The sequence below is a fragment of the Parashewanella curva genome, from assembly GCF_003675895.1.
Taxonomy (GTDB): Bacteria; Pseudomonadota; Gammaproteobacteria; order Enterobacterales; family Shewanellaceae; genus Parashewanella; species Parashewanella curva.
In genome coordinates, this window is record NZ_ML014934.1 from 1 (window position 1) to 1,588 (window position 1,588).

Consider the following 1,588-nt stretch of genomic DNA (forward strand, 5'->3'; position numbering starts at 1 on the left):
CAGTATTTTATACCCTCAGCTTTTCTTAGAGGCAGCAGCAAGCCTACGTAATTAAACGCATAAAATCTTTTCATAGCTTTAGGACTTTTTGATAATACTACTTTCAAACTCATCAGGATCTGTAACTACAGCCAACAGCTCATTCCAAGTTTCAAATACTGCAAATGTTATGATTGAACGCAGTTGCTCCCACATATATCGCTTTGAACCATTTCGTTTTCGACAGACTTGATATGCCCCGTCAGTTAATTCGAAAATTTGGTGGAAATAAAAGGCGAGTAAAATTAACAGATAAACATTAAAGCTCAGGTTTTCTTTACCGTGACCATAATTATGGTTGATGTTATAGCCTTGATTCTTCAGGGTATTAAAGCACTCATTTTCGATTTTCCATCGACAACGCCCAGCTTTTGCGAGTTTAATTATATTCTTATCTGTGATTTCTATATCTGTGACCCAGCTGTTTTTAAAAGTCACTTTTCCTGATTCATCTATCTGTTGATACTCAAGATAATTCACCTTGATAGCATCTGCGCCACCATTTAGCGGCACATTGTTTTGCCAGTAAAAACGATGAGTTTTTCCTTTTTCATCCACGTACTCTGTGGTGGGGAGTTCTGGAAATGCCTCCAGCCACTCGTACATATAAACATGATCTGTCGGCTTGGCAACAAACAAATAATGCATGTTTTTATTAAGTACGTCTTCGATCAGCGGTTGACGTGACATAAGACTGTCACCACCTAAAATAAACTTCTGTCTCGGATGAGCTTTATAGAGGCGATTAACAAAACGTTTAGCAGCGTTAATTTCACAGTCTTGCTTCTCTTTACCGTCTCCATTCTTTATCGCTTCTGGCATAACGGGCAACACTTGGCGTTTATCGGGGTGCATAATCGCACCTTGTAAAACCGAGTGATAATAGGTCTTGTCACCATTCTTATGAGTTTTGTGCAAACAACATTTGCAAGAAATTGATTTGGAGCTGTAATGCTGCACCCCATCAATCACACACATAATTATATTGGGTAAGATCTCGTACTCTTTAAGGTGAAGGTGGCGCCTGAGCTTTTCGTGGAAGTCTTTAAAAACAGGGGCAAAGGATTCACTAGAAAGGTTATCTAATATTTCACGCATCTGGCTTTCTTTAGGCGTTTGATGGACATTAAAAAGAGTTTGTAGATTGTTACGCCCTCTACTGGTTTCCAAACGCTGCTGAAACTGCACTAAGGAAGGATCTTGAAAATACATACAAGCAAAACCACTCATGACAACATCATGATGAGCATATTGAGACGCAGAACTCTTTCTTGAATCTGTGCTTGCATTGATATGCTGAGACAAGCTCTTTCTGAGAGAATTAAAACTCAGGTGTTTTTTTTCTTGTATTCGTGAAGCCATGCTAAGCACTGTCCTTTTTGATTAAAAATAATGCCCTATATGGTAATACAGAAATCACTGATAGTTTGTGATCTATTGGCTATAGTTGTTGTGATCTATCGTTGTATGTCAGGTTTTCGCTTTACGTTTGTGCGAAAAGAAAATTTTAACATTTCTTTTATGTATTGAATTTTAAGGATTTATTCTT

At 37.8% G+C, this 1,588-nt stretch carries 1 protein-coding gene; it reads right to left on the minus strand.

The window, feature by feature from the left end:
- Nucleotides 1-78 precede the first annotated feature (78 nt).
- Entirely contained in the window at nucleotides 79-1,401 is a 1,323-nt protein-coding gene (locus tag D5018_RS21280; protein ID WP_121840967.1) for a hypothetical protein, read from the minus strand.
- Nucleotides 1,402-1,588 lie beyond the last annotated feature (187 nt).